This window comes from Brucella pituitosa (genome assembly GCF_965577835.1).
GTDB classification, from domain to species: domain Bacteria; phylum Pseudomonadota; class Alphaproteobacteria; order Rhizobiales; family Rhizobiaceae; genus Brucella; species Brucella pituitosa.
Map to the genome: position 1 here is coordinate 211,233 of NZ_OZ264092.1, position 22,783 is coordinate 234,015.

Genomic DNA, 22,783 nt, shown 5'->3' on the forward strand with positions numbered 1-22,783 from the left:
TAGGCCTATCTTGCAAGAGCGGCGTGAGATCGCAGCCCATCCCTTTATTGAAATTGAGCTAAATAATTGCCGGAAATGAAACGCCGACCTGACAAACAGGTCGGCATTTTGTGAAAATGGTCTACTGCATAATTTAAGCTGTTAGAGCGACCTTTGTGCGCCCAATGGAGCGCACGGCGTCTAACGGGCGAAAAGCGTCAGGATCGGCAAATCGTTAAGCATCGCGCGGGTCACGCCACCAAAAACAAGCTCACGAAGCCTGGAGTGGCTATATGCTCCCATGACCAAAAGGTCAGCGCGCTGCGCAATGATGTGCTCACGCACCACATCCTGTGCATAACGATTATGCGATGGAAGTGGAGTTACGCTGACATCCAGCCCATGACGAGACAATGCTTCGGCAAGATCACTTCCGGCAAGCGCTTCATCTTCGCCTTCGCGTTCAGGCGGGTCGACCCAGATAATTTCCGTACGGCTTGCATGTTTCATCAGAGGCAGAGCATCAAAAGTTGCGCGCGCGGCCTCACGCTTGCCATTGAATGCGACAACGATACGATCCAGCGCCTCCATTGCATGAACCGGTGCATAGGGCACCAACAGTACGGGGCAACTGGAGTGAAACACCAGCGTATCAGCAGTTTCATCATTGGTTGCCGGATCATCCGGGTCCGGTTGACCGGCAACGAGCAATTCAGCGCCAAGACATGAAGTCAAAACACCGTCAGCAGCAGTGCCCGTTTCAGAGCGGGTGACGCGAAACTCGTGGTTAGCGCCCTGACGACGCATCTCTTCTTCGAAAAGGTGCTTCAGACGCTCTGAGATTTCTTTGTGCTGCTTGTCGTGCAGCTCAAACATGCCCGGATCTATAAACCCGTTGGGATCGGCATACACAACAGGAGAGGGAACAGAGTAAAGTCCTATGACGTGAATGTCAGGCATTCTGCGCATCAAAAGCTCAACTGCAGACAAAACCCGCTTCAACTCGGCTTCACTGCGGGAATAGGCGACCACCGTCTTGTAGGACATATTAGTTCTCCTTCCAGCTATATTTCCATTTTATCATATAATGCGCAGAAACAAATAGTTAGAGCCGCTCCGAGGGCTCCATTTTAAATTAAGCCGCGCCCTGAGATTGCAAGGTGGCAATCATTGTTTCGATCGCAGACACCGCAATGTCAATTTTAGCCACATCACTGCCGCGCACGACCAGTTCGGTGCTGAAACGGCCATTCTCGAATTTTGGATAAGAACCGATGATCGTTTCAGGATTTTCTTTCTGAATTTCTGTCAACGGCGCACCAATGACGCCTTCGCCAAACGGACAACGCACAGCTTTCGAGAATAGTTTCCGTCCAGTTTTCAATGTTGGCAGAACATTATCGAGCATCGCCTGAAATACCGAAGGCACGCCTGCCATGACATAGACATTGCCAATATGAAATCCGGGCGCAGTCGATACTGGATTATCAATATGCTCGGAGCCTTGTGGCATGCGAGCCATACGCTTGCGGGATTCCGTGAACTCCAGATCACGCTTGGCGTAATTCGCGGCAAGCATTTCCATTGCCTTCTCATCATAGATACAAGGCACTTCAAAAGCACGTGACACCGCGTCTGCAGTAATATCGTCGTGGGTAGGGCCAATGCCGCCTGATGTGAAAATATAATCGAAACCCGGTCGCAGAGCGTTGAGCGCTGAGACTATGGCGTCTTCATCGTCGGGAACGATGCGAACTTCTTTGAGATCGATGCCAGCAGCGGTCAGCACATCGGCCAGATGTCCGATATTCTTGTCTTTCGTTCGTCCTGAGAGAAGTTCATCGCCAATTGCAAGCATTGCAGCCGTGACGGCTTGCTGCGGGGTATTCGTCATGCCCAGACTCCATTCTGTGTCTTCACAGTTAATCCCCGGCAGAAGAATGCTGCAACTGGTTTTCTGTGTTTTTCAAAATGAAGACCCCGCATGTGACTGTTTGTTTTCACTATAACTTTTATTCCTCGAAATCGTTGCGGGCGATTTGTTGAATATTTTCTGCATCACCCTTCAGGCGATTTCCACTGTCAGCAAAACCAGTTGTTACAACAGTGGGAAACAGCTTGAATTTGCTTCACAAATCATGACATAGAAATCCCATGCTGCGGTCGTGGCGAAATTGGTATACGCAACGGACTTAAAATCCGTCGCCTTTTAGGCTTGCGGGTTCAAGTCCCGCCGACCGCACCACCCATTCTCCCCGATAAAACATTACAAATTTACTCATGTTTATCGTTTCAAGCTTGTTTGCGCTCTCAAAGCCATGTAGCCATGCGCAAATATTGTTATGAATGCAGAAAGCTGACCGATGAACGCCTTCGTTAAAGCCGTAGCTCAAGCTGAAACTGCCATGCGTGCACTCTTCCCAGAGACACCTTTGCAGCTCAATGACTATCTTTCACGAAAGTACGGCGCAGAAATTTGGCTCAAGCGCGAAGATCTGACCCCAGTTCGTTCTTATAAGATACGGGGAGCCTTCAACTTCATTTCGCGTGCCGTAAAGACCGCTGACGAAAATGCCGTCTTCGTTTGCGCCTCGGCTGGCAATCACGCACAGGGCTTTGCCTTTGCTTGTCGTCATTTCGGACGCAAAGGCGTGGTTTTCATGCCTGTCACGACGCCTCAGCAGAAAATCGACAAAACCCGCGCTTTCGGTGCAGAATTTATCGAGATCAAGCTTATCGGCGACATTTTCGATGTCTGTTATGCCGCTTCGCAGGAATATGCAGAAGCCAATAAGGGTGTAATGGTGCCACCATTTGACCATCAGGGCATCATCGAAGGGCAGGCGACTGTTGCGCTCGAAATCGAGCGACAGTTGCCTGACAATAAGAAACCGGATTTTGTATTCCTGCCCGTTGGTGGTGGTGGTCTATCTGCAGGCGTAACACAATATTTTACAGCACTTGGCTGGAAGACTGCCTATCGCTTTATTGAACCACAGGGGGCAGCCAGCCTGAAAGGCAGTCTTGAAGCAGGCAAGCGGATCAAGCTTTCTCAGGTCGATAATTTCGTTGATGGTGCAGCTGTCGCTGAACTCGGAAAAGAAAACTTCAAACTTCTCAAAGGCTTCGACAAAAACGTTGTCATCACGGTTCCGGAAAACCGCCTTTGCTCGACTATTGTCGAAATGTTGAATATTGAGGGCGTTGTCCTTGAGCCTGCTGGTGCGCTCGGCATTGATGCTCTCAAGGATTTCAAGAAGAGCGAACTCAAAGGCAAGCGTATTGTCATCGTGGTATCCGGCGGCAATTTCGACTTTGAGCGTTTGCCAGACGTGAAAGAGCGCGCTCTTCGCTACGAAGGCCTGAAGAAATACTTCATCTTCCGCTTCCCGCAGCGTCCGGGTGCACTGCGCTCCTTCCTTGATCTGCTTGGTCCCGAAGATGACGTCGCCCGCTTTGAATATCTGAAGAAATCCGCGCGCAATTTCGGTTCAGTATTGATCGGCATCGAAACCAAGGATGCAGGCAATTTCAAGATTCTGGAAAAGAAGTTTGCGGAAGCAGGCTGGGCTTATCAGGATATTACAGACAATCAGGTGCTCGCTGATTTCATAATCTGATTTGCCGCTCAAACATAAATCATTTGCTTTTTGGGGCAAAACACCCCATATGGCGGCTCAGGCGCATGGGCTGAACAGTTTCAGCCTTCCCGGAATCGGACTTGTTGCGTCTCGCCTCTTGCAATCAGAATGGTCTGAGCGCAGGGGAGACCCGGCTGGTTTCGGGCACGGCAGCGCAAGTCGACCGGAGTATTCCGGCGTCCCGTCGTACATCCAAGAAATTCCCGTTCGGCAAGTTGCGCTTGTCCGAAGTTTTTAAGCGGACCACAGCTTTGCGGTGCCGCCGAAAGAGTTTAAATTGACCACTGAAAATATTGGTGAAAACATTGGCGGCTTTGCCGCTCTTGGCGTTACCGGCGTGCTCCTTAAAGGCGTTGAAGCTGCTGGCATGACCGAGCCAAAGCCCATTCAGACACAGGCCATTCCGCATCAGCTGGAAGGCCGCGACATTCTGGGTATCGCACAGACTGGCTCTGGCAAAACCGCTGCATTCAGCTTGCCAATCCTGCAGAAAATCATCGCCCTTGGTGACAAGCGCAAAGGCAAGACTGCACGCGCGTTGATCCTCGCACCAACCCGCGAACTGGCCGTGCAGATCGAAGAAACGATCCGCACCGTTGCCAAGCAGGCTCATATCTCGACAGCACTCGTTCTTGGCGGCGTATCGCGCCTTAGCCAGATCAAGCGCATGCAGGGCGGCGTGGACGTTCTCATCGCAACACCGGGTCGTCTAACCGATCTCGTGCGCGAAAACTGCGTTGACCTGTCGGAAACCCGCTGGCTGGTTCTCGATGAAGCTGACCGCATGCTCGACATGGGCTTCATCAACGATGTGAAGCGCATTGCCAAAGGTACACACAAGAACCGTCAGACAGCGCTTTTCTCGGCAACCATGCCAAAGGAAATCGCAGCACTTGCACAGAGCCTGCTGCGCGATCCAGTTCGTGTTGAAGTTGCTCCGCAGGGCACAACCGCTGCTGAAATCACGCAGGTCGTGCATCCTGTTCCAACCAAGGAAAAGCGCCGTCTGCTCTCTGGTCTTCTGGGCGACAAGGGCATGAAGTCGGTCATCGTCTTCACTCGCACCAAGCATGGCGCAGATGCAGTCGTTCGCCATCTTGAGCGCGATGGTTTTGATGCTGCTGCGATCCACGGTAACAAGTCGCAGAATGCCCGTCAGCGCGCGCTGAACGGCTTCCGCGATGGCACATTGCGCATTCTGGTTGCAACAGACATCGCCGCACGCGGCATTGACGTTCCGGGCATCAGCCATGTCGTCAATTACGATCTGCCGGATGAGCCGGAAACCTATGTGCACCGCATTGGTCGTACTGGACGTAACGGTGCAAGCGGTGCCTCGATCACGCTTTATGATGCAGCAACGGAAGATACGAAGCTGCGTGCCGTTGAACGCGTCACACGCACGAAGCTGTCGATCAAGGAAGCTCCGGTTAAGCTTGCACCAGCACCGGTCGCAAAATTCGATGATGCGGACGACAAGCCACGTTCCCACAGCGTACCACAGAAGCATCGCCGTCCAGCTAACAAGATGGCAAAGTCCGGCGAACATCGTTCGGGTCAGGGTTCAAAGCCTGCGGCTGGGGAAGGCGCTGCGAAGCCGAAGCGTCCATTCCATCGCAAGCGCCGTCCAGGTGGCGGTGGTGGCGGCGGCCAGCGCGCTGCTTAATCGCAGCACTACTTTTTCTAAAAGCCGCCCGATAGCGCATCCCAAAAAGTGCAAAGCGGTTTTTGGATAAGATGCGCGATAAAAAAATGATAAAAAGCCAATCTGATCTAATCAGGTTGGCTTTTTATATGCGGTTTTTTCGCATCGGGATGAATGATGAGTTTTTCGTTGCGAAATCATGCAGAAAATTATTCCCCACTTGCTTGAAGAACGTCATGCTTCCACATAGTTTCCTCTCAACCAGAAGGAACGGAAGCCATGCTCAATTCGGCACTCGACGCTATCGGCAACACACCACTGATCCGCTTGAAAAAGGCTTCTGAAATCACTGGTTGCGAAATCTACGGTAAGGCCGAATTTCTCAATCCCGGTCAGTCGGTTAAGGACCGCGCAGCCCTTTACATCATCCGTGATGCCGAAAAGCGCGGACTTTTGAAGCCCGGCGGCGTTATCGTTGAAGGCACGGCAGGAAACACCGGCATCGGCCTTACCTTTGTTGCCAAGGCGCTTGGTTATCGCACTGTCATCGTCATCCCTGAAACGCAAAGTCAGGAAAAAAAGGACGCGCTGCGCCTCCTTGGCGCAGAACTGATTGAAGTTCCTGTAGCACCCTATCGCAATCCGAACAATTATGTGCGTCTGTCCGGGCGTCTGGCCGAGCAACTCGCCAAAACCGAACCCAATGGCGCAATCTGGGCCAATCAGTTCGACAATGTCGTCAATCGCATCGCGCATATTGAAACCACCGCACAGGAAATCTGGCGTGATACCAATGGCAAGGTCGATGGTTTCGTCTCGGCTGTCGGTTCGGGCGGCACGCTCGCAGGCACTGCTTTCGGCCTCAAAGACAAAAATGCGGACATCAAAATCGCGCTTGCTGATCCCCATGGCGCAGCCCTTCATTCCTTCTACACGACGGGCGAGCTGAAATCCGAAGGTGATTCCATCACCGAAGGTATCGGGCAGGGGCGCATCACGGCCAATCTCGAAGGCTTTACACCTGACTTTTCCTATCGCGTTCCCGATGCCGACGCGCTCGATATTCTGTTTGATCTGGTGCAGGAGGAAGGACTCTGCTTGGGCGGTTCCTCCGGCATCAATATTGCCGGTGCAATCCGCCTTGCAAAAGATCTCGGACCGGGCCACACCATCGTGACCGTGCTTTGCGACTATGGTAATCGTTACCAGTCCAAGCTGTTCAATCCGGCTTTCCTGCGCGGCAAAGATCTGCCTGTGCCAGCCTGGCTAGAAATGAAAACCGAAATCGACATACCATACGAGGGATAATCATGGCATACGAGACTGAAGCTCTGTTCCGCGAAGATGCATATCTTAAAAGCGCGGAGGGTTCAGTCCTGGCCCTGACAGATACCGGCGGCATTATTCTCGATCAGACAAATTTTTATGCCACTTCCGGCGGTCAGCCGGGAGATACGGGCTTTTTTGAGCGTGCCGACGGCTCGCGCATTGAAATTGCGGCAACCGTTACCGGCGAAAGCAAAAACGAAATCGTCCATGTGCCAGTCGAAGGGCAGGCGCTCCCCGCGATTGGCGAGAAACTGGTTCTGCATATCAATTGGGAGCGCCGCTACAAGCTGATGCGTATGCATACAGCCTGTCATCTTCTTTCTGTCGCGTGCCCGTTTCCAATCACTGGTGCTGCGGTTGGTGAAGAGGAAAGCCGCGTCGATTTCGATCTTCCAGATGCGAGCTACACCAAGGAATCCGTCACCGAAAAACTCATGGAAATGGTGGAAGCCAATGATCCAGTTACGCTTCGCTGGATCAGCGACGAAGAGTTTCTGGCCAATCCGGATATTGTGAAGTCGAAGAACGTCCGCCCTCCTGTGGGTGCAGGCCGTCTTCGTTTGGTGGTTATCGGCGAAAATGGTTCAGTGGATTCGCAACCTTGTGGCGGAACACACGTTTCTGAGACGCAGGAAGTGGGTGAAATCCACATCGGCAAGATCGAAAAGAAGGGCAAGGAAAACCGCCGCTTCCGCATTCGATTTGGCAATGCACCACTAGTGTAAGTTCAGGAGCAATCATGTCCGATAAAAGCGCATTTGTTATCTCCCGCGATGTTCTGAAAGCTCGTCTGGGCGAACCGGGTCTCGCAATCGTGGATGCATCCTGGTATTTGCCCGCAGCCGGTCGCAACGGGCGCGATGAATATGACGCAGCACACATTCCGGGCGCAGTCTTCTTCGATCAGGATCTGATTGCAGACAAGGGTTCGGGCCTCCCGCATACCTTGCCATCACCGGAGCTTTTTGCACGCCATGTCGGCGCAATGGGCATCACGGCGGATGAAACCGTCGTCGTCTATGACGGTCCTGGCATGTTCTCTGCGCCGCGCGTCTGGTGGATGTTCCGCGTGATGGGCGTGAAGAACGTTCTGGTTCTCGATGGCGGTTTTGATGGCTGGAAGGCAGCAAACTTCCCCGTCACCGATGAAGTTACAAAAATCGCTGCAACGCTTTTCACGCCTTCATTCAATGCGGCAAAGGTCGTTGATTTCGCAGAAATGAGCAAAATCGTGGATGGACGCAGTTCTCAGATCGCCGATGCACGTGCCGCTGGCCGTTTCACAGGCCGCGATGCAGAACCGCGCGCAGGTATGCGCTCGGGTCACATGCCGGGCGCTCGCAACGTTCCGGTCGGTTCGCTGTCTGAAAACGGTCAACTGAAAAGCCTCGACAGCCTTCGCGAAATCTTCGCCAGTGCCGGTGTAGACCTTAATAAACCCGTCGTCACCAGCTGCGGTTCCGGTGTGACCGCAGCGGTCATCACACTGGCATTGACGTCGCTTGGCCACGAAGACAATCGGCTTTATGATGGTTCGTGGAGCGAATGGGGCAGCAGGCAGGATACACCTGTCGTGACCGGCGAAGCAGAATAAGCATGACTGAAAAACTGATGGCCAGAGTGACCCATCTGGAAATGACAGCGCGTCCGGCGCTGTCATTTCCGGTTCCTTCCGGTCTGCGCCTTGCAATCATGCGCTCGACCGAAATGCCGGTGCATTTCTATCGCTATCTCTACGAACAGGTTGGACGCCAGCATCACTGGATGATGCGTCGCGTGCAGAGCGATGCGGAAGTGGCTAAGGCCATTCATGCAGAGACTACCGAGATTCACGTCCTTTATGCGGAGGGAAATCCGGCCGGTTTTTTGGAGCTCAATTTGTCAGCCTTGCCAGAAACAGCCGAAGTTCTCTATTTCGGACTCGTTCCTGATTATCAGGGGCGGGGACTGGGAAAATTCTTCTTCAGCGAAGCCATTTCGACTGCCTGGTCGCACAGCCCGCAAAGAGTGACCATTCATACCAACACGCTCGACAGCCCGCGCGCGCTACAGCTTTATCAAAAGATGGGATTTGTGCCGGTCGGCTGGTCCGAGGAAGAAGTCACGCCCTGGGAATAGAGCAAGCGCTATTATCCGCGCGCGACTTCACGGCCATTGGTGATTGAAACCACGGAAGCACTTGTGATGCGTCCGCTTTCCTCATCGAACACCACGCAATTTCGACCGCGCTGCTTGGCCATATAAAGGCAACGATCAGCGCGGCTTAACACCTGCGAGTTGGTTTCGTTCTTTGGTGCAGACGCCACACCGATACTGATGGTCAATGGATAAATCTGATATTCAGTCGCATGGAATGGCGTATTTTCTACTTCCGCGCGTATTCTTTGCGCAACCCGCATACCCGTTTCGCCTGTCGCGCCCGGAAGAAAAACGCAAAACTCCTCACCGCCGATACGGCCAACAAGATCACCTTTACGGGTAACATTCTGAAGTGCAAAGGCAATCAGCTTAAGCGCACGGTCGCCAACACTATGACCGAACGTATCATTTATCGCTTTAAAATGATCGGCATCGATAACGAGAAGTGTCCCGCTTTCGATACGCGAGCGGCTGATTTTCATAGCATCGAACAGCGCTTCACGGTTGAGTAATCCGGTCATGTGGTCGACGCGAGAGCGAGCTTGCAACTCGATATGGGCTTTTTCTAATTGCACATAGGCATCGCTGAGCTTGCTATGCTGCAAAAAGATATAAAGAAGGGAAGGGAAGGCCGTTATGGTCGGGATTACGACGCTCAGACTAAGAGCTATAATCCCGGGCATGCCGCCAGAGATGAATCCAATGGTCAGGCTGATCCCAACTGAAAACAGGACCACAGACAACGTTATCAACGTTGCCTTCCATAAAGCCGCCTTCATACCGAACTCCCCAACCCCGACAAAGATGTTTTAGATGCCTGTCTCTGAACCCTCTATGAACAGACCTGATCTTTGTGGGCCTTATAAGAGGAGTGCTTTGGCGAAGAAAGACGCGCCCCCGCACGAATGCAATTTTTTATATATGCGTGCTATTATTGACACAATCTAAAGTAGAATGCCGCGAATATATTACCTATAGATTAGCTGAACGACAACTATCTTTAAAAGAAATAACACTAATTGTAATTTTTAACATTTTACTAATTTACAATATTGGATCGTAGCAATGCTTAAACAACAGAAGGACGCCTTTGGAGGGGCCCTCAATGTTCAAAAACCCATATCGTCGGACAACCAGAGCATTTGAGCCAAAAGTGCGAAGCGATTTTGCGTGAGGTAAATGCGTAAAAACAATAGTTAGAGCGGTTCCAACGATTCAATCTTAATCGGAACCGCCCTATGGTCTGTGGGGAATTAGGTTTTGGGCGTGGCGTGAGACGGATTTTGTTTCTGAACAGGAGAAAAGGACGCCGTGGAGTGTATCTCCACAAGGGCTGTTCGACGCATTCAGAGAGAAAATCCGCCACGTCCTAAAGGGATATGGTGAAAATCGCCCAGCTTCGCGTCGCAAAACCTCGATGAAGAACCAATCCATCTTCGGCTTTGCTCCTAAACCTGGCTATTTTCATCCATACCACGCTTCAAAACGAATTCCCCACAGACCCTAGAAGACTGCCAGATATTTCAGGAGCGATATAATACCGATGATGATGACGATCACCTGAGCGATCTGTTTCACTTTCCCATCGAGTGGCAGCATGTTGATGAGATATAGAACGAGAAAGATAACCAGAATTGTTATCAGAAGACTGATGAGGATGGACATAGGCTGTCGGACCCTTCCCGGAACGGCTTTTCTATAATCATTCGGTGGTGGTTCCTTCACAACACCGAATTGAACTCGGGAAATCATGGGAAACGAGGGATATTTATAGGCCCCGAAAATCCATGATCTCAACCATTTTCCGTTTGAAAATGATGTGCCGGTTAACGTTCCAACGAGAATAAGGTTCCAACACGTAGCAAAGCAAAACGGCGGCTTTCGCCGCCGTTTATAGTGTTTTCTGTCTCGAATTATCCGTTATTTCAACATCGAGCCCGTTTGTTGACGCCGGCTATGCCAGCTGAATACCTCTTCCAGAAGGTGAGGGGTGTGCCCACCCCGGCTGCAAGCACGCTCAAAATAATCGTTAAGCTGATCGCGATAATCCGGATGAGCGCAATTGTTGATAATCAGCTTTGCCCGTTCACGTGGTGCAAGACCACGAAGATCTGCCAGACCTTGTTCGGTCACGAGAATATCCACATCGTGTTCGGTATGATCGACATGTGTCACCATCGGAACAATCGACGATATCGCACCATTTTTGGCTTCGGACTTACTGACGAAGATAGAAATATAAGCGTTACGCGCAAAATCGCCAGACCCACCAATACCATTCATCATGTGCGTACCATCCACATGGGTCGAATTGACATTCCCGTAAATATCGAACTCAAGAGCGGTGTTGATACCGATAATGCCAAGACGACGGATGACCTCGGGGTGATTGCTGATCTCTTGCGGGCGCAGGATCAGTTTATCGCGATAGCGATCGATGTTGTTGAAGACCCGTTCACCACAAGCAGGGCTCAATGTAATAGAAGAACCTGACGCGTAATCGAGTTTACCAGCATCAAACAAATCAAAGGTGCTGTCCTGGAGCACTTCACTATACATACGCAGATTATGGAACGGACTTTCGGCAAAGCCATTGAGAACCGCATTCGCGATTGTGCCGATACCGGCCTGCAAAGGATTGAGCGTCAGATCGAGACGACCCGCCTCCACTTCATTCAAAAGAAACTGGATGAGGTGCGAAGCAATCGCAATTGTCTCACCATCTGCAGGCTCTACGGTTGAAGCGCTATCATTTTCCTGCGTGATGACGATGCCGGCAATCTTCTCCGGCGGAATAGGTATATATGGAAGGCCGACACGGCTGTCACAGGCTGTGACCGGAATTGGATCGCGGGAAGGGCGCTTCGTCGGTATATAGACGTCGTGCAATCCTTCGAGCGCCAATGGCTGGTTCAGATTGACCTCAACAATCACTTTCTCGGCAAGAATCGCAAAACTGGCGGAATTACCGATGGATGTTGTGGGAATAATCCCGCCATTTTCGGTGATCGCAAGCGCCTCGACGACAGCGTAATCGATAGGTCCAATCTGGTTGGACCGCAGCTGTTCCACCGTCTCTGACAGGTGCTGATCGATAAACATGACTTCGCCGCGATTGATCGCGGCCCGCAATGTACGATCCACCTGAAATGGCATCCGGCGAGCCAACACGTGTGCTTCCGTCAACAGCTTGTCGACATCGTGGCCGAGGGAGGCGCCGGTAATCAGCGTAATCTGAAAGGGATCGCTTGCGGCACGTGCCGCCATTGCCAGTGGAACAGCCTTGGCATCGCCTGCGCGTGTAAATCCGCTCATGCCAACAATCATGCCATCTTTAATCAGGCTTGCGGCTTGCTCCGCAGTGATAATCTTGTCCCGCAGAGACGCGTTCCTGATACGTGCTTCCAACATGTACTCTAACCTTCCTTGCAGACCGGCTTTAGAGCCGGAAACAACGCTCTCCAGTACGCGCATATTGTGAGCATGGGGCCGGAGTCAGCGCATGCAGGTAATAGCGCATGCTGACTGCGATTACACGCATGCTTTGGTCTTAGATCGGTTCCAGTTAAAGCGGAGCCGCTGAAACCGCTCTAAGTGTTTATTTCATCGCTTACCCTACGCAAAACTGCTTCGCACTTTTGCTGGAAATGCTTTAGATCAGCATTCTGGAATTACATTGGGAAGCAGTTTGAAGGAATGATTTAGATCAAACGAGGTGAGTGAAAAAATGCTTTCTATGCTTTGGCAGAAACATGGTCCAAACTATTCACAACGCAATGATTTCAAGATAAATCTAACGCCGTTGGCACCGTCCTTCTCATAAAAACACTGAAGTGCATTTCTTTCAGCAGCACCGTCTGACTGGAGATTGTATCTTCGCAAGCAGAGGTTACGCGATGGACGATATCGCTAATCAGAGTGTCGGTTTCGGACGAATTGCAGCTATGATTCCTGTCAAAGACATGGATGTGGCCTGTCAATTTTATTGCGGCGCATTAGGCTTTAAAAAAGTCTTCGAAAATGGAAATCCGGTGGGTTTCATGATCCTGAAACGCGAAGAAGGTGAACTGCACCTCTCCCTGCAAAGGAACCACAAAGCCGCTAATTTCAACATTGCTCACATGCTGGTGAAAGACGTCGATGCTATGCATGCCATTTGTAAACGGTATGGCATGAGGATCATAAAAGGTCTGCAAGACAAGGACTATGGCTTGCGGGCATTCGTTTTTGAAGACCCTGATGGAAATCGTATCGATGTAGGACAAAAAACTAGTTCAAGTCGCACGGATGAAAACGCGTAATCTCTTGTAATAGTTACAACAAATGAGAGACAGGGCAGGGCTTTCAGATAGCCCTGCCTGCAGTCTGTTTACCGACAACGCGCCGTATAAATTCTGCCGCGACGGTCTCTATATTCACATTTACCATTGCGTAAGTTGCGAACAAGCAAACCACCAATAGCACCAGCACCAGCACCAATCAGTGCTCCGCGTCCACCACCGGCTATTCCTCCAATAGCGGCACCGGCAACGGTTCCAATGCTGACATCCTTTTCGGTCGTCGTGCATCCGGTAATGATGAGCATGGCGACCAGTACCGCTGAAATTTTACCCATTGAACCTTTCCTCTCCTCGAAACGATTAAACGCCTAACTATAAGCTAAAGCTTTGAATTTTGTGCGCTTTCACACATGCGATATAAATCGATTTCGTGTCAAAATGCGAATACTTTCTTGGAGGACTTCTATACTCCGCATAGATCCAGGTTCAAATTTCGCTCGGCTAGATTTCCAGAATTTTTTCTTTAGTTACAGGCTCCTTGAATTGAATAACTCATTGTTATCATTTGCAAATAACACTTTAGAATAGAACGCACCCATCCATCAACGTCGATCACATAAGATAGATTATGGAACCATAAGATCGGAATCTGTATGCGAACTCACGATGAATGTTAGCGTCGCTGAGCGACATATAAATGCCCTGGGACCGGTGATCCTTGCTCACTTCGAACTGTGATGTCTGTGCAGCGTATGCAATCCATTCCGTGTGCTGATAGCAGCGAGCGCACATAAGACTGCGCATGAGCGAAACGCTGGAAATCGCCAACCATGAAATCGCGGCCAGCGAAGCGCTCGTCGGGCTGTGTTTCACTGGAAAAGCCAAAGTGGCCTCCGGCCTGCAGATGTTCGGCAACGCCCGAAAAAAAGCGATCCAGCTCACCCATATAAGGCAGTACGTCAGTTGCGACGATCAGGTCCCAATTGTCTTCCTCAGTAGTCTCCAAAAAACGGACTGCCTCGCCAACAAAAAGCGCGTCGTAATCGCCTTTTTCATAAGCCACTTCAATCATGTTTTCAGATATGTCGACGCCTGTCTTGTGGTCGGCCATATCGTCCAGCGCGTCGGCAGAAAGTCCCGTACCACAACCGAGATCCAGCATGCGCTCGGCCTGAAACTCTTCATTGAGTTCCAGTAGCATTTCACGCAATTGCAGCGGCACATCGTAACCAAGCTGATCGACAAGAATCGTGTCGAACATCTCGGCATGCTGATCAAAAAGCGTAGCAACATAAGCATCAGGTGCTTTTGGCGGTACGATGCCACGTCCCATGCTTGCCAGACGCACGGCGGCGCCACCGTGGTCTTCGGGATCAATTTCGAGAACTGCTTTATAGGCTTCAGCAGCGGCATCCAGATCGCCGGCTTTTTCCAGGGCAAGCGCATGATTATAAGCCTCAGCCAGCGCCTCTTGATCAAGAGAATCCGTGTTATTGGATTTACCGTTGTGCTTGGACATCTGCGTTGCCTTTTGTTGAGCCGTCAGCGAACTGAAAAGGCCTATAGAGAGCTAATATATGGGTTAGGGCTGTCTTTTCCATAGATCGAAAAGGCGAGGCGAAACCACTCGCCTGCCCTCCTACTCTCATATGAAGATGACAGCAAGAACCAGTTCTATTCGGCCGCTGCGGGAGCTGTGCTTGAAGCAGGCTTATGGTCAGCAAGCTTTCGCGCAATGACTGCACAAGCCATCAGCTGGATCTGGTGAAACAGCATGAGCGGCAGCACCACGCTGCCCACATTCGCGCCTGCGAAGATCGCGCTGGCCATCGGCGCCCCGCTGGCAAGGCTCTTCTTGGAACCACAGAACATGATGGTAATGCGGTCGGCGTGATTGAAGCCCAGCGCCTTGCTGCCATACCAGGTCGCCAGCATGACAATCACCAGAAGCAGAATATTCACGCCGATCATTACGCCGAGATCATTCCAGGAAACCGTATGCCACAGACCTTCGACAATCGCTTCACTGAACGCCAGATAGACAACCATCAAGATCGAGCCACGATCGACAAACCCGAGCGATTTGTTATGACGACGCATGAAATTGCCAATCCATGGCTGCAATATCTGCCCCAGGACAAATGGTGCAAGCAATTGCAGCAGAATGGATTCGAGAGCATCGACAGAAATCCCGCCGCCGCCCTTAACCGCAAACAGCAACCCGACAAGCAATGGTGTCAGGAACATGCCAAAGATGTTCGATGCCGATGCAGAAACGATAGCCGCAGAGACATTGCCGCCAGCCATTGAGGTGAAGGCGATTGAGGATTGTACGGTGGAAGGCAAAACGCAGAGATAAAGAATGCCGAGATAGAACGGCGATTGCGCAAGACCGGGAATAGTCCAGCCCGCGGCCAGTCCTAAAATCGGAAACAGAACAAATGTTGCGCTGATGACTGCCAGATGCAGTCGCCAGTGGGTTACACCTGCAACAACTGCCTCACGTGACAGACGCGCACCGTGCAAGAAGAACAGAAGCCCAACCGCTATTTTTGTTGCAATCCCGAACCATTCAGCAAAATCGCCCTGCACGGGAAGAAATGACGCGAGCAGAATGGTCGCAATCAACATGCAGGTGAATTTATCGGGCAGAAAACGCATTTCTCGTCAGTCCTTCAGCATGGCATTCCTGAATGCTCTCCTAAAACTCCAAGGCTTCTCGGAGAGCATTCTGAGCATGTTTGATCCCTAATTTGTAATAGGCCGATCAGAAATCGACACAATACTAAAGGATAGAGCCAGTCGCTAATTGGATCACTTTTCCGGCAAAAGTCGTCGATAAAGGGCTTTTCAGCCCTCAATCCACTTCATATCCATTTGGATTTTTCGACTGCCAGTTCCACATGTCCTTACACATCTCGCGAAGATCCTTCTCAGCGGTCCAGCCAAGAAAATCACGCGCAAAAGCTGGATCAGCGTAGCATTCGGCCACATCGCCCGGACGGCGTGGAGCAAGCTCATATTTGATTTCACGATTTGAAACGTGTTCGAAGGCTTTTACCACGTCGAGAACGCTGTAACCCTGCCCTGTCCCCAGATTGACAGAAAAGCACTTCGGTTCATCAAGTTTTTTGAGCGCTTTAAGGTGCCCTGCTGCGAGATCAACAACGTGAATGTAATCGCGAACGCCTGTACCATCCGGCGTGTTGTAATCATTGCCCCAGATGTTGAGTTTCTCACGACGACCAGTTGCCACCTGCGCAATGATTGGCATCAGGTTGTTTGGAATCCCCTTGGGATCTTCACCGATAAGACCGCTTTCATGCGCACCAACCGGGTTGAAATAGCGCAGGATCGCGATCTTCCAGCTATTGTCGCTGTTATAAAGATCGCGCAGCATATCCTCGATAACAAGCTTCGTGCGTCCGTATGGATTGGTCGCAGAAAGCGGCTGATCTTCGGTAATCGGCAATTTTTCCGGGTCGCCATAAACAGTCGCAGACGAGCTGAAAACAAGCGTCTTCACGCCTGTAGCTTCCATTGCCTGTAACAAACGCAACGTACCGAGCACGTTGCAATCATAATAATGCAATGGCTTTTCACTCGACTCACCGACCGCCTTCAAACCGGCAAAATGAATGACAGCCGTGCATTTATGGCGCGTGATAATCTGTTCCAGCAGGGTGCGATCGCGAATGTCGCCCGGCTCTCGAATAGGTGCGCGACCAGTGATCTTTTCCACGCGATGGAGAGCTTCCGGATTGCTGTTATCGAAATTATCGACCACCACCACTTCATGACCGGCCTCAATCAGCTGTACGCATGTATGCGAACCGATATATCCAGCGCCACCAGTTACAAGAATCGTCATGCTTTAAATACCTGCTTGTTGAACATACTGCCCCAATGTGCGATCCCGAGAGCGTTTGTTGGCTGACTATGCAAAAACCGTAGCAGACTGCAACCCAACCCTTCCGATTCTTGCAAATTGCCCCAAGAATGCGACATCAATTTTACTGGAGCGAAGATGGAACCCTCCCGCAATATCGACCGTCTTCTCGAAATCATGGTTGCCCTTCGCGACCCTGAAACGGGCTGCCCCTGGGACGTAGAACAGACTTCCAAGTCAATCGCTCCTTATACGCTTGAGGAAGTCTATGAGGTCCTAGATGCCATTGAGCGCGACGATGCCGATGATTTCCGTGAAGAGCTTGGCGATCTGTTGCTTCAGGTGGTGTTTCATTCCCGCATGGCTGAAGAACAAGGCAAGTTTGGCTTCGGTGATGTTGTCGAAGCCATCACGCACAAGATGATCCGCCGCCATCCGCATGTCTTTGGCGACGCCGAAGCCAGAAGCGCTGGCATGGCCAAGGGATCGTGGAACCGTATCAAGGCAGAAGAAAAGGCCGAACGTGCCGAACGTCGCGCCAAGCTTGGCTTGGAAGCTATTGATAAAACACGTTATCTTGACGATATACCACACGCCTTCCCTGCCCTCTTGCGCGCCTTGAAGCTTCAGCAGAAGGCCGCGAAAGTTGGGTTCGACTGGTCGGAAGCGGCACCCATACTAGACAAGATCGCGGAGGAAACAGCCGAATTGAAAGAAGCAATGGCGGCACAGGACAAAGCCAATATTGCGGAAGAATATGGCGATCTGCTCTTTGCTATGGTCAACCTTGGCCGGCATCTGGAAATTGACGCAGAAACAGCGCTCATTGCAGCCAATGACAAGTTCAAGCGCCGCTTTGATTTCATAGAAAAGTCGCTGAAGGAATCGGGCAGCAGCCTTGAGGCAGCACGGCTTGATGAAATGGAAGCAATCTGGGTCGAGGCGAAGAAAAAGGGGCTGTAACCAGCCCCAAAATTCAAACTTTGTCTTCCCACTTTGGTCGGAACATCTGATAAACGTCCTCGGTGGTCGCATAATCCATATAGCCAAGTCGGGTCACCGGCTTGGCTTTTCTTATGTCAAACAGCCCATCTGTCAGAACGCTTTCGTCTATATGAACGCCGACGACCTCGCCGATGACCATATAATTGTCGGTCGGCCTGCCCTCTTTGTCCTGTAAGCGCCGGATCTCCACCGCCACACATTCCAGCGCAGCATAGGCTTCCTTCACGTATGGCGCAGCGATGAGCTTACTGTGCGCAACTGTCAGGCCAGCATACTCAAATTCGCTGGTGCCGCGCGGAGCGTTAATCGATGACGCATTCATCTTCTCTTTCAGGTGATCACTGACCAGACTGGCCGTAAATTCGCCCGTCTCTTCAATAAACGAAACGCTGTCTTTGAAGCCGCTTGATGAAAACATTACCATCGGTGGCGTGTCGCATATTGCGTTGAAGAATGAATATGGAGCGAGGTTCACCGCACCATTTTTTGACCGAGCCCCAATCCAGCCAATCGGACGAGGTGCGACAATCGCTTTGAATGGATTGTGAGGCAAATTATGACCAGTAGACGGTTCATAAAACATCGTATTTTCCGTTAGTTATAACTGATTTATAAAGCGATAACTCATGACGGCCACGGCCCGTTATAATCGGAAACGATCTTGTCCATTTCGGCGCGCGGACGCTCGGGCATTTTGTTTTCTGCTGTCCCGATATGTACGAAACCAGCAACACGCTCTTCAGGCGCCAGACCAAGGAACGCACGCGCTGGCGCATCGTCTGAATACCAGTTGGTGATCCAGTTGGTCGCGTAACCGAGCGCGTTCGCTGCAATACAAAGGTTCATAGCTACTGCACCCGCCGACAGAAACTGCTCCCATTCCGGAATGCGTTCGTGGCCAACCGGTGACGAAACAATGCCAATGACCAATGGAGCACGTGCAAAACGCGCCTTCTCCTGATCTTTACGGCTATCGTTCAAAGACCCTTCCCGCTCCTCGGCCCGCTTGGCGAGATACTCACCAACCTTGTGACGAACATCACCGCGATAAAGAATGAAGCGCCACGGAGTGAGGCGTCCATGATCTGGTACACGCGCCGCCACTTTCAGCAATTCGTCCAGTTCGGCCCCCTGCGGTGCCGGTTCTGAAATGGCGGAAATAGGCGTAGAGCTGCGCTGGGCCAGAAAATCAAATACCGGATGCTTCACGGAAATCCCTCATCGCTATAATCTGCATATATGACTCCACTTAGAGCATAATCCGACCAGAGTGAAACAAAGATCGATAAGATTATGCTTCAAATAAAAAGCTTTAGACGCCAATCTGATAAAATCGGATCGGCCAAGCGCCAAATGGAGGCAGCATCTTCTCGCGCGACACTATCTGTGTGTAAAGCCTATAATCTCTGCCGCTGTATAACTCGCATGGATAAATTTGCCATGACAACGGTCGATTTGGCCTTGAATTCGCCACCCGCTTGGGTTCAAAACATCTTATGTCAGATATACTGGGTCTGTTTCGAGCAAGCAGTGCAAAATCATCGCGCAGCAAGTCATTTGTGGCGACGCTTTCGTTTGTCCTGATGGCTTCCTCTGCGTTCGCACAGGGCCCCGGTGGACCAGGCGGACCGGGTGGTCCCGGCGGTGGTGGCATGGGTGGCGGAATGGGTGATGGCTTTGGCGGTGGTCGGCAAGGCGGTTCTGATGGCGGATTCAAACTACCGGGTTTCCAACTAGAACCACCTGCACCGGCCCCTGCTATACCGGATCCCTCGGGTAGCAACGGAGCAGTACAGACAAACAGCACGATTGGTCTTCCGAACTTTCCGGAACCAAAGCTCAATTTGCCAACACTCAGCCCTTATGCAAACCCGACAAGCCCCGAGAATAATCCTCTGGTCAAAACGAGTGAGCTGGACCTGAAAGCACGTCTCAATGAGGATGGCCCGGATATTTCGACCGGCCTTGTATGGCGCGTCTTTGCACCAGAGGTTGGACCGGATGGACAGTTGGCACTCATCGCCTCGTCAAAAGGCGGCAGTACAGTGTTCAATCTGCCAGAAGGCAGTTATTTGGTGCACGCTGCATATGGCCGCGCAGGTGCAACCAAACGCATTACGCTTACGAATGCCAGTCGTCATGAGGTGATGACACTCGATGCAGGCGGCATGAAGCTTAGCGCTGTCCTGCCCGATGAAGGTAAGATCAAAAGCGATCTCGTTCGCTTCTCCATTTATGCCGACGAAGATAACAACGACCGTTCGCTCATCGTTCCGGATGTTAAGCCAGATGCAATCATCCGATTGAATAGCGGCACTTATCACGTGGTTTCCAACTACGGCACTGCGAATGCTGTCATCCGTGCAGATATACGTGTGGAGGCAGGCAAGCTGACTGAAGCAACCGTTCAGCATCGCGCTGCCGAGGTCGTGTTGAAGCTGGTGCGTGAAAAAGGTGGCGAGGCCCTCGCCGACACGTCCTGGTCAATTCTGAATGCTTCTGGCGACGTCGTACGAGAAAGCGCTGGAGCGTACTCGTCAATGGTTCTGATTGAAGGCGATTATGTTGCCGTCGCCAAGAACAAAGACCGCATCTATCAGCGCGATTTCAAAGTGACCTCTGGTGCAAATGGCGAAGTGGAAGTGGTCGCAAACCGCGAATCCGAAGCGCCTGATGACGGGCTGGCTGCGCAAGATTGATTGAGCTTAATTTCCAAATAAAAAAGGCCCGCTTTCGCGGGCCTTTTTCTATTATGCATTGCGCAGACGCAGCAGGTCCGGTGGTGTTGCTTCTTCCGTCAGACGGGCAATCGCTTCATCCAGCGTCATCGATTCCTGATCACGTGAACCAAGACGACGCATATTGACCGTCTTTTCTTCCGCTTCACGCATGCCGCAAACGAGAATGACCGGAACCTTCTGAACAGAATGTTCACGGACCTTGTAATTGATTTTCTCATTACGAACGTCGGTCACGACCTGCAGGCCTGCAGCCTTGAGCTTGGCTGCAACTTCGGCTGCATAACCATCAGCTTCCGACGTGATTGTTGCAACAACAACCTGAATAGGCGCAAACCAGAGCGGCATATGACCGGCGAAATTTTCGATCAGAATACCAAGGAAACGTTCCATCGATCCGCAGATCGCGCGATGGATCATGACCGGCTGGGTCTTTTCCGAGTTGCTGTCGATGTAGAATGCGCCGAAACGTTCCGGCAAGTTGAAGTCGACCTGTGTCGTTCCGCACTGCCATTCGCGACCGATCGCGTCTTTCAGCGTATATTCGAACTTCGGACCGTAGAAGGCACCTTCGCCCGGCAAAATGCCGGTCTTGATGTCATCTGACTGTTCCTTGATCTGCTCAAGAACCGTCATCATCACGCTTTCGGCGCGATCCCACAATTCATCCGAACCAACACGCTTTTCAGGACGGGTCGAAAGCTTGATCGTGATGCCCTTGAAGCCGAAGTCCTTATAAACCGACAGAATAAGATCATTGATCCGCAAGCACTCCGAAGCCATCTGCTCTTCAGTGCAGAATACATGCGCGTCGTCCTGTGTGAAGCCGCGAACACGCATCAGACCATGCAGCGCACCCGATGGCTCATAGCGATGCACATTGCCAAATTCCGCAAGCTTTATAGGCAGATCGCGGTAAGACTTAAGACCATGCTTAAATATCTGAACGTGGCCCGGGCAGTTCATCGGCTTCAAAGCAAACACGCGGTCATCGTCGGTATCATCACCGGCAACAGTGACCTTGAACATGTTGTCGCGATACCAACCCCAGTGACCGGAAGTCTCCCAAAGAGACTTGTCCAGCACCTGTGGCGCATTGACCTCCTGATAGCCATGGCTGTCGAGACGACGACGCATATAAGCTACCAGCGTCTGGAACATACGCCAGCCTTTGGCGTGCCAGAACACAACGCCCGGACCTTCTTCCTGGAAATGGAACAGATCCATTTCGCGACCAAGGCGGCGGTGATCACGCTTTTCAGCTTCTTCAAGCATATGAAGATAGGCGTTGAGATCATTGTCGTTGGCAAATGCCGTACCGTAGATACGTGTCAGCATCGGATTGTTGGCATCACCGCGCCAGTAAGCGCCTGCAACCTTCATCAGCTTGAAGGAATTGCCGATCTGGCCTGTGGACGCCATATGTGGACCACGGCAGAGATCGAACCATTCACCCTGATTGTAGATCTTCAGATCCTGACCTTCAGGGATCGCATCGACGAGCTCCACTTTGTAGCTTTCGCCCTTATCGGCAAAAACCTGCTTGGCCTTCTCGCGCGACCAAACCTGCTTGGTGAACGGCTTGTTGCGCTGAATGATTTCGCGCATCTTCTTTTCGATCACCGGCAGATCATCTGGCGTGAACGGTTCGTTACGCGCGAAGTCGTAATAGAAGCCATTCTCGATGACTGGGCCGATCGTTACCTGCGTTCCCGGGAAAAGCTCCTGCACGGCTTCAGCCAAAACGTGAGCCGTGTCGTGACGGATCAGTTCCAGCGAGCGCGGATCTTCGCGGGTCAGAATTTCAATGGCGCCGGAAGCACCCAGCGGATCGGAAAGATCACGCACGGTACCATCCACGGCATAAGCCACGGCTTTCTTTGCAAGTGATTTGGAGATTGATTCTGCAAGTTCGGCGCCGGTTGTGGCGGCATCATATTCGCGCACCGAGCCATCGGGAAATTGCATGGAAACATTCGACATCATATTTTCCTTATCCAGTCCCGCCAACGATTGCGGGTGGTTTTGCATGAAACGATCCTGCTTAAGTTCGCAGAACCGCCTATATGTTGCTTTTGCAACTTTGAATGAAGACTGGCTATTAGTCTTTTTTGGCCAGTCCGTAAAGCAAAAGCGCC

21 protein-coding genes and 1 tRNA gene are annotated in these 22,783 nt (G+C 51.5%); 10 read left to right on the forward strand and 12 right to left on the reverse strand.

Annotation, left to right across the window (positions count from 1 at the left end; all coding sequences use genetic code 11):
- Positions 1-180: 180 nt before the first annotated feature.
- Together ACSME1_RS00990 and ACSME1_RS00995 are read right to left on the reverse strand one after the other, a co-directional pair.
- Positions 181-1,026, reverse strand: coding sequence for a universal stress protein (locus tag ACSME1_RS00990; protein WP_100558980.1), 846 nt, complete (start codon positions 1,024-1,026; stop codon positions 181-183).
- An 88-nt stretch (positions 1,027-1,114) separates the two neighbouring features.
- Complete coding sequence (locus tag ACSME1_RS00995) at positions 1,115-1,873, reverse strand: competence/damage-inducible protein A (RefSeq protein WP_024898894.1); 759 nt, start codon at positions 1,871-1,873, stop codon at positions 1,115-1,117.
- A gap of 265 nt (positions 1,874-2,138) precedes the next feature.
- On the opposite strand from ACSME1_RS00995, the gene ACSME1_RS01000 reads away from it, so the two are divergent.
- The 7 genes from ACSME1_RS01000 to ACSME1_RS01030 all read left to right on the forward strand — a co-directional run bounded on the left by ACSME1_RS01000 (position 2,139) and on the right by ACSME1_RS01030 (position 8,712).
- Positions 2,139-2,224 (forward strand) — tRNA-Leu (locus tag ACSME1_RS01000).
- A 118-nt stretch (positions 2,225-2,342) separates the two neighbouring features.
- On the forward strand, positions 2,343-3,599 hold the full coding sequence (ilvA, locus tag ACSME1_RS01005) for a threonine ammonia-lyase IlvA (RefSeq protein WP_024898893.1): 1,257 nt from the start codon (positions 2,343-2,345) through the stop codon (positions 3,597-3,599).
- A gap of 277 nt (positions 3,600-3,876) precedes the next feature.
- Positions 3,877-5,286, forward strand: a complete 1,410-nt coding sequence (locus ACSME1_RS01010) for a DEAD/DEAH box helicase (RefSeq protein ID WP_024898892.1) — start codon at positions 3,877-3,879, stop codon at positions 5,284-5,286.
- Between the two features lie 258 nt (positions 5,287-5,544).
- The gene (locus ACSME1_RS01015) at positions 5,545-6,573 is read left to right on the forward strand and encodes a cysteine synthase A (protein ID WP_105705929.1); all 1,029 of its coding nucleotides are present in this window, start codon (positions 5,545-5,547) and stop codon (positions 6,571-6,573) included.
- Between the two features lie 2 nt (positions 6,574-6,575).
- Complete coding sequence (locus ACSME1_RS01020; RefSeq protein ID WP_024898890.1) at positions 6,576-7,319, forward strand: alanyl-tRNA editing protein; 744 nt, start codon at positions 6,576-6,578, stop codon at positions 7,317-7,319.
- A gap of 14 nt (positions 7,320-7,333) precedes the next feature.
- Entirely contained in the window at positions 7,334-8,188 is an 855-nt protein-coding gene (gene sseA, locus ACSME1_RS01025) for a 3-mercaptopyruvate sulfurtransferase (RefSeq protein WP_024898889.1), read from the forward strand.
- A gap of 2 nt (positions 8,189-8,190) precedes the next feature.
- Complete coding sequence (locus ACSME1_RS01030; RefSeq protein ID WP_024898888.1) at positions 8,191-8,712, forward strand: GNAT family N-acetyltransferase; 522 nt, start codon at positions 8,191-8,193, stop codon at positions 8,710-8,712.
- Between the two features lie 11 nt (positions 8,713-8,723).
- Here ACSME1_RS01030 and ACSME1_RS01035 read toward each other — a convergent pair whose 3' ends face one another.
- The 3 genes from ACSME1_RS01035 to ACSME1_RS01045 all read right to left on the reverse strand — a co-directional run bounded on the left by ACSME1_RS01035 (position 8,724) and on the right by ACSME1_RS01045 (position 12,144).
- Complete coding sequence (locus tag ACSME1_RS01035) at positions 8,724-9,512, reverse strand: GGDEF domain-containing protein (protein WP_024898887.1); 789 nt, start codon at positions 9,510-9,512, stop codon at positions 8,724-8,726.
- A 724-nt stretch (positions 9,513-10,236) separates the two neighbouring features.
- Positions 10,237-10,398 carry a Thivi_2564 family membrane protein gene (locus tag ACSME1_RS01040; RefSeq protein WP_094539610.1) on the reverse strand — a complete coding sequence of 54 codons (162 nt, stop codon included), beginning with the start codon at positions 10,396-10,398 and terminating at the stop codon, positions 10,237-10,239.
- Positions 10,399-10,653: 255 nt separating this feature from the next.
- Positions 10,654-12,144, reverse strand: a complete 1,491-nt coding sequence (locus ACSME1_RS01045) for an acetyl-CoA hydrolase/transferase family protein (RefSeq protein ID WP_100558971.1) — start codon at positions 12,142-12,144, stop codon at positions 10,654-10,656.
- A 485-nt stretch (positions 12,145-12,629) separates the two neighbouring features.
- On the opposite strand from ACSME1_RS01045, the gene ACSME1_RS01050 reads away from it, so the two are divergent.
- Positions 12,630-13,034: a glyoxalase superfamily protein gene (locus tag ACSME1_RS01050; protein ID WP_024898885.1), complete on the forward strand. Its 405-nt coding sequence runs from the start codon at positions 12,630-12,632 to the stop codon at positions 13,032-13,034.
- A gap of 68 nt (positions 13,035-13,102) precedes the next feature.
- Here ACSME1_RS01050 and ACSME1_RS01055 read toward each other — a convergent pair whose 3' ends face one another.
- The 4 genes from ACSME1_RS01055 to galE form a co-directional block, all read right to left on the reverse strand.
- Positions 13,103-13,348, reverse strand: a complete 246-nt coding sequence (locus tag ACSME1_RS01055; protein ID WP_024898884.1) for a YMGG-like glycine zipper-containing protein — start codon at positions 13,346-13,348, stop codon at positions 13,103-13,105.
- A 338-nt stretch (positions 13,349-13,686) separates the two neighbouring features.
- Complete coding sequence (locus ACSME1_RS01060) at positions 13,687-14,532, reverse strand: class I SAM-dependent DNA methyltransferase (protein ID WP_024897176.1); 846 nt, start codon at positions 14,530-14,532, stop codon at positions 13,687-13,689.
- Between the two features lie 155 nt (positions 14,533-14,687).
- Complete coding sequence (locus ACSME1_RS01065) at positions 14,688-15,674, reverse strand: bile acid:sodium symporter family protein (RefSeq protein WP_024897175.1); 987 nt, start codon at positions 15,672-15,674, stop codon at positions 14,688-14,690.
- Positions 15,675-15,870: 196 nt separating this feature from the next.
- The gene (gene galE, locus ACSME1_RS01070; protein ID WP_105705927.1) at positions 15,871-16,884 is read right to left on the reverse strand and encodes a UDP-glucose 4-epimerase GalE; all 1,014 of its coding nucleotides are present in this window, start codon (positions 16,882-16,884) and stop codon (positions 15,871-15,873) included.
- A gap of 156 nt (positions 16,885-17,040) precedes the next feature.
- On the opposite strand from galE, the gene mazG reads away from it, so the two are divergent.
- Complete coding sequence (gene mazG, locus ACSME1_RS01075; protein ID WP_024897173.1) at positions 17,041-17,865, forward strand: nucleoside triphosphate pyrophosphohydrolase; 825 nt, start codon at positions 17,041-17,043, stop codon at positions 17,863-17,865.
- 13 nt (positions 17,866-17,878) lie between these two features.
- Here the strand turns inward: mazG and ACSME1_RS01080 are convergent, their stop codons facing one another.
- A complete protein-coding gene (locus ACSME1_RS01080; RefSeq protein WP_105705926.1) occupies positions 17,879-18,490 on the reverse strand; it encodes a flavin reductase family protein in 612 nt (203 codons plus the stop codon).
- Between the two features lie 41 nt (positions 18,491-18,531).
- On the reverse strand, positions 18,532-19,116 hold the full coding sequence (locus ACSME1_RS01085; protein ID WP_435654931.1) for a nitroreductase family protein: 585 nt from the start codon (positions 19,114-19,116) through the stop codon (positions 18,532-18,534).
- A gap of 551 nt (positions 19,117-19,667) precedes the next feature.
- Here ACSME1_RS01085 and ACSME1_RS01090 point away from each other — a divergent pair.
- The gene (locus ACSME1_RS01090) at positions 19,668-20,606 is read left to right on the forward strand and encodes a hypothetical protein (protein WP_435654958.1); all 939 of its coding nucleotides are present in this window, start codon (positions 19,668-19,670) and stop codon (positions 20,604-20,606) included.
- Positions 20,607-20,657: 51 nt separating this feature from the next.
- Here the strand turns inward: ACSME1_RS01090 and thrS are convergent, their stop codons facing one another.
- Positions 20,658-22,631, reverse strand: coding sequence for a threonine--tRNA ligase (gene thrS, locus ACSME1_RS01095; RefSeq protein WP_105706063.1), 1,974 nt, complete (start codon positions 22,629-22,631; stop codon positions 20,658-20,660).
- Positions 22,632-22,783: the final 152 nt, after the last annotated feature.

What these genes read in the sequence shown, in the direction of transcription:
- ACSME1_RS01020 (WP_024898890.1), top strand. Translation starts at nt 6,576, where the DNA reads ATGGCATACGAGACTGAAGCTCTGTTCCGCGAAGATGCATATCTTAAA.
- galE (WP_105705927.1), bottom strand. Translation starts at nt 16,884, where the DNA reads ATGACGATTCTTGTAACTGGTGGCGCTGGATATATCGGTTCGCATACA.
- ACSME1_RS01045 (WP_100558971.1), bottom strand. Translation starts at nt 12,144, where the DNA reads ATGTTGGAAGCACGTATCAGGAACGCGTCTCTGCGGGACAAGATTATC.
- ACSME1_RS01080 (WP_105705926.1), bottom strand. Translation starts at nt 18,490, where the DNA reads ATGTTTTATGAACCGTCTACTGGTCATAATTTGCCTCACAATCCATTC.
- sseA (WP_024898889.1), top strand. Translation starts at nt 7,334, where the DNA reads ATGTCCGATAAAAGCGCATTTGTTATCTCCCGCGATGTTCTGAAAGCT.
- ACSME1_RS01050 (WP_024898885.1), top strand. Translation starts at nt 12,630, where the DNA reads ATGGACGATATCGCTAATCAGAGTGTCGGTTTCGGACGAATTGCAGCT.
- ilvA (WP_024898893.1), top strand. Translation starts at nt 2,343, where the DNA reads ATGAACGCCTTCGTTAAAGCCGTAGCTCAAGCTGAAACTGCCATGCGT.
- ACSME1_RS00995 (WP_024898894.1), bottom strand. Translation starts at nt 1,873, where the DNA reads ATGACGAATACCCCGCAGCAAGCCGTCACGGCTGCAATGCTTGCAATT.
- thrS (WP_105706063.1), bottom strand. Translation starts at nt 22,631, where the DNA reads ATGATGTCGAATGTTTCCATGCAATTTCCCGATGGCTCGGTGCGCGAA.
- ACSME1_RS01055 (WP_024898884.1), bottom strand. Translation starts at nt 13,348, where the DNA reads ATGGGTAAAATTTCAGCGGTACTGGTCGCCATGCTCATCATTACCGGA.
- ACSME1_RS01060 (WP_024897176.1), bottom strand. Translation starts at nt 14,532, where the DNA reads ATGTCCAAGCACAACGGTAAATCCAATAACACGGATTCTCTTGATCAA.
- ACSME1_RS00990 (WP_100558980.1), bottom strand. Translation starts at nt 1,026, where the DNA reads ATGTCCTACAAGACGGTGGTCGCCTATTCCCGCAGTGAAGCCGAGTTG.
- ACSME1_RS01030 (WP_024898888.1), top strand. Translation starts at nt 8,191, where the DNA reads ATGACTGAAAAACTGATGGCCAGAGTGACCCATCTGGAAATGACAGCG.
- ACSME1_RS01035 (WP_024898887.1), bottom strand. Translation starts at nt 9,512, where the DNA reads ATGAAGGCGGCTTTATGGAAGGCAACGTTGATAACGTTGTCTGTGGTC.
- ACSME1_RS01015 (WP_105705929.1), top strand. Translation starts at nt 5,545, where the DNA reads ATGCTCAATTCGGCACTCGACGCTATCGGCAACACACCACTGATCCGC.
- ACSME1_RS01065 (WP_024897175.1), bottom strand. Translation starts at nt 15,674, where the DNA reads ATGCGTTTTCTGCCCGATAAATTCACCTGCATGTTGATTGCGACCATT.
- ACSME1_RS01040 (WP_094539610.1), bottom strand. Translation starts at nt 10,398, where the DNA reads ATGTCCATCCTCATCAGTCTTCTGATAACAATTCTGGTTATCTTTCTC.
- mazG (WP_024897173.1), top strand. Translation starts at nt 17,041, where the DNA reads ATGGAACCCTCCCGCAATATCGACCGTCTTCTCGAAATCATGGTTGCC.